Below are 4,806 nucleotides of genomic sequence, written 5' to 3' on the forward strand. Positions count from 1 at the left end.
GCCTTCTCTGCTCACCGCCTACTGCTGCGGGTGGCCGGGCTGCGGAGGCTGCTGCTGAGGCGGCTGGTAGGGCTGCCCCGGCTGCGGCGGATAGCCGTACGGCGGCTGCTGCGGGTGCTGCTGGCCGGGCTGGGGCGGCGGCGGGTACTGCCCCGGCTGCCCGGGCGGCGGGTACTGCTGGCCCTGTCCCGGAGCAGGCGGGGCCGGGTACGGCTGCCCCTGCGCCGGCTGGCCCGGGACCTGCTGCTGGTGTCCCGGCATCGGCGGGGCCGCGACCGGAGGCGGGTTGCCGTCCGACGTCCACAGCCCGTGCATCTGCTGGTGCCGTACGAAGTCCTCGGCGACCATGGCCGCGAGGTTGAAGTAGGCCTCGCGCACCTTGGGCCGCATCATGTCGAGGTCGACCTCGGCACCGGCGGCGAGATGCTCGTCGAAGGGCACGGTGATGACACCCCGGCAGCGCGTCTCGAAGTGGGAGACGATGTCGTCCACCTTGATCATCTTGCCGGTCTCGCGTACACCCGAGATGACGGTGAGGGACCGCGACACCAGATCCGCGTACCCGTGCGCGGACAGCCAGTCCAGCGTCGTACTGGCGCTGCTCGCACCGTCGACGGACGGCGTCGAGATGATGATCAGCTGATCGGCGAGGTCGAGCACGCCGCGCATGGCGCTGTAGAGCAGACCGGTACCGGAGTCGGTCAGGATGACCGGGTACTGCTTGCCCAGGACGTCGAGCGCGCGCCGGTAGTCCTCGTCGTTGAAGGCGGTGGAGACGGCCGGGTCGACGTCGTTGGCGATGATCTCCAGACCGGACGGCGCCTGAGAGGTGAACCGCCGGATGTCCATGTACGAGTTGAGGTACGGGATCGCCTGGACGAGGTCACGGATGGTGGCCCCGGTCTCGCGCCGCACACGACGGCCGAGCGTGCCGGCGTCCGGGTTGGCGTCGATGGCGAGGATCTTGTCCTGCCGCTCGGTGGCGAGGGTCGAGCCGAGCGCGGTCGTCGTGGTCGTCTTGCCGACACCGCCCTTGAGGCTGATGACGGCGATGCGATAGCAGGACAGCACCGGCGTACGGATCAGTTCGAGCTTGCGCTGCCGCTCGGCCTCCTCCTTCTTCCCGCCGATCTTGAACCGGGAGGGCGCTGCCGCGGGCCGGCCGCTCTTCGCCTTCTGCTTCTTGTTGTTGAGCAGTCGGTCGGAGGACAGCTCGACGGCCGCGGTGTAACCGAGCGGCGCGGCACCGGGGTTGGTCATCTGCCGCTGGTCGTGCTGGATGGCCTGCGGCCAGGCCGCCCCGGTACGCGGATCCACGGGCGGCTGCGGCGCGGCCTGCGGAACCCCGGGCACGCCGCCCTCCGGGCCGGGCGCGGGCTGCCGGTACGCCGGCTGCGGCGGCGACGCGGGAACGGCACCCGGGACCTGTCCCGGCACATGCGGGGGCGACGGAGGCCCGGCCTGCGGGTGGGGTGCCTCGGGCTGCTGAGGCACCGGAGGCTGCGGCGGCGCCTGGTGCGGGGCCGCCTGCGGGAAGGGGAACCCGTACCCACCGGGCGCGCCGGGCTGCCCGGGGTACGGGAATCCGTACCCCGGCTGCGGAGGCACGGGGGGCCCGGCGGGCGGCGGGAAGCCGTACCCGTCCTGTGCGTCGGACGTCGGGGGCCCGGCGTTGCCGACGGGTCCCGGAGCCGGGGGAGTAGGACCACTCGGGACACCGGGAACCGCAGGCGGCCCGGCGGGCTGGGAGAAGCCGGGGGCGCCTTGGAGGTGGGGGGCGGCCGAGGCGTCCGGCGTGGGGGCAGGGGCGCTCGGGGCGGGGTTGCCGGGGTGCGGGAATCCGTATCCGGCTTGGGTGTTGGGGCCCGCAGGGTTGGGAGCGGGTTCGCCTGGCTGGGAAAAGTTGTAGTCGCCCTGGGGGTGAGGTGCCACGGGCGCCGGGCCGGGGGGCGGCGGGGAGGCGTACCCCGCCGGGGAGGCGTTCGGGCCGGCCACAGGGGCGCTCGGCGCCGCCTCGGCCGGGTCGGTCTCCGGCGCTGGCGGGGGTGGGAACCCGTACCCCGCCGGGGGGGCGTCCGGAGCTGTGGCGGAGTTGCCGGGAGGCGGGAATCCGTATCCGGCCTGGGCGTTGGGGCTCGCCGGGTTCGGCACGGGTTCGCCTGGCCGGGGGGAGTTGTAGTCGCCCTGAGGCTGAGGCTGGGGACCTGCGGGTGCCTGGCCCGCCGGGCCGGAGGCCGGTCCGCCGGGGTGCGGGAACCCGTATCCGGCGGGCGAGGCGTCCGACGCGGGGGCGGGCGTGCTCGGGGCGGGGTTGCCGGGGGGCGGGAATCCGTATCCGGCTTGGGTGTTGGGGCCGGTCGGGTTCGGGACGGGTGCGCCTGGCCGGGGGAAGCCGTAGCCGCCCGGGACGGGAGCCGTCGGGGTTGGGAGGCCGTGGCCCCCTTGAGTGTTCGGGTTCCCGGGGTTCGGGGCGGGGGTTCCCGGCTGGGGGAACGCAGGCCCGGTTTGGGTGTTGGGGCCCGTCGGGTTCGGGACGGGTGCGCCCGGTTGGGGGAAGCCGTAGCCGCCCGGGACGGGAGCCGTCGGGGTTGGGAGGCCGTGTCCGCCTTGGGCGTTGGGGTTCGCCGGGTTGGGAGCGGGGGTTCCCGGCTGGGGGAGCGCAGGGTCGCCTTGGGCGTTGGGGCCGGTCGCGTTCGGGACGGGTGCGCCCGGCTCGGGGAAGCCGTAGCCGCCCTGGGCGGTCGGGGGCGGGGGCGGGAAGCCGTACCCGGCTTGGGCGTCGGGGCCGGTGGGAGCTGCCGTAGTTGCCTGCGGCGGGGATCCATGGCCGACGGGTGACTCACCCGGGGTAGGGGCCGGGGCGTTCGGGTGGGGAGGCGGGAAGCCGTACCCCGCCTGCGGGACGGCAGGACCCGGCGCCTGCGGGGGAGCGTTCCACGCGGCGGGCGCGGGCTGCGGGGCCTGTGGCTGGAACGGGGGCTGCAGCGACGGTACGGGCGGCTGCTGGCCCGGAACGGCCGGAGGCTGATGCCGGCCCGGTGCCGATGCTGCCTGGGGCTGAACCGGAGCGGCTTCCGGCTGCGCCGGCGGCTGAGCGAGCGGCTGCGAGGGCCACTGTCCCGCCGGAGCGGGTGCGGCCGGCTGGAACGACGGAGGCAGCGGTGGCAGCCCGCCCTGAGATGTCGAGGGGGGAGCCCACGAGGGCGGCACGGTTCCGGGCGCGCCCTCCGGCAGCGGCGGCATGTTGAACGGTGCGCTGGGCACCGAGTCCCGCGCGGGCACGACCGGGACGGAGTCCTGTATGTCATCGACAGCGTCGGGCACCGGCACCGGCACCGGCAGCGCGTCCTCGGGTTCGGTGGCGACTTCGGGCTCCGCCGACTCGGGCTCGGACTCGGCGGCAGCCTCGCGCTCCGCCTCCGCCTCTGCCTCCTCGGGCTCGGCGTCGGCGACCTCGGCGGCTACGGGCTCGGCATCCGCGTCCGCGTCCGTAGGCTCGGTGGCCTGCGGCGGTACGGCGTGCTCGGCGGCGGCCTCATCCTGGAGTTCGTCCTCCGAGGGCTGGGGAACGACGCCGCTCACCTCTTCGGTGACCTCGCTGCCATCCGTACCCTCGGGACCCTCGTCCCCGTCCCCGTCCCCGTCCTCGTCCTCGCCCTCGGATTCTGCCGGGTCCGCGACGACCTCGGCCTCCGTGACGGGCTCGGCCAGGTCATCCACGGACTCCGGGACACTTCCCGCGAGCTGGCCGGAGTGGCCGGACTCATCGTCGGCCTCAGCCGCGACCACTGGCTCCTGCGGCTCCTGAGGGTCCGCAGCGACTGCCCGCTCCAGGGACTCGCGCCGCGCGGCGGCGGGCGAGATCCGCATCGTCGAGCCGCTCTCCAGGTCGCCTTCCCCCACCACCGCGGTCGGCGGAGCCGGAGGGGCCGGCGGCACCGGAGGGGTCCACTGGGTCGGGAATCCGCCCGCAGGGAAGCTGGGGACCGCCGTGGGGCTCGCGGGCCCACCCGGAGCTCCACCCTGTGGCGCCGCAGGCTGGAACCCACCGCCCACCGGCAGCCGGGGCACAGCCACAGCACTCGCGGGAGAAGGTGCCACAGCCGGAGCGGAACCAGGTACGGAACCCTCCGCCCCGACACCCGAACGACCGTCCACGGTCGCATCCGCGTCATCAGCAGACTCGGCGTTCGCCTCGTCATCCGATTCGGCGCTCGTCTCGTCCCCCGACGCCCCCGACCCTCCCGACGCGTTCTGCGTGTACCAGGCAGGCGTCGCGTAATCGATGGTGAACTCGCCCGTCATCTCGCTGGCGGACTCCGCGTCGGACTGGTCATCGCCGGGTGTGGCCCAGCCCCCGCGGATCCCGTCCCGATCGCTGTTCACAATTCCTCCTGGTGTGGTCGAGCACCCCCGTGCAGTGCTGGGCGACCATTTCTCGTCTGTATTCGTCTCGTCCGAAGCCGGCCCGCGGATCGTGTCCACGTCGTCCGGCGTCGGACGCTGGAGGTCGTCCGATCTGCCCGGCTTTCCCCCCGGTACGCCGGCGCCCGGTCACGGGTTCTGGCGTCGCGCCACTCCCAGCCTAATCACCACGACCCCTGACCCGGCAGGCCCGTCCACCCCTCAGTGACCGTCCATTACGTCACAGCCTGACCGGAACCGGTCCCGTCCGTACGCGAACCGCCTTCTCCGGCAAGAGAGTTGACAGGACCGCTACGACATCTGTCCCACCGGCGCCATAACCCCACATGCATAGTAGGCGGCCCCTCTGACAACGGACTTCGCGGAAAAGCGCAAGAAAAA

At 73.9% G+C, this 4,806-nt stretch carries 1 protein-coding gene and 1 pseudogene; both read right to left on the reverse strand.

Annotated elements, in window-relative coordinates; all coding sequences use genetic code 11:
• Positions 1–18: 18 nt before the first annotated feature.
• Complete coding sequence (locus STRTUCAR8_RS50645; protein WP_241784715.1) at positions 19–3,939, reverse strand: AAA family ATPase; 3,921 nt, start codon at positions 3,937–3,939, stop codon at positions 19–21.
• Positions 3,940–4,305: 366 nt separating this feature from the next.
• A pseudogene (locus STRTUCAR8_RS55890) lies at positions 4,306–4,485 on the reverse strand (hypothetical protein); the annotation flags it as partial.
• Positions 4,486–4,806 lie beyond the last annotated feature (321 nt).

The sequence above is a fragment of the Streptomyces turgidiscabies Car8 genome, assembly GCF_000331005.1.
GTDB classification, from domain to species: domain Bacteria; phylum Actinomycetota; class Actinomycetes; order Streptomycetales; family Streptomycetaceae; genus Streptomyces; species Streptomyces turgidiscabies.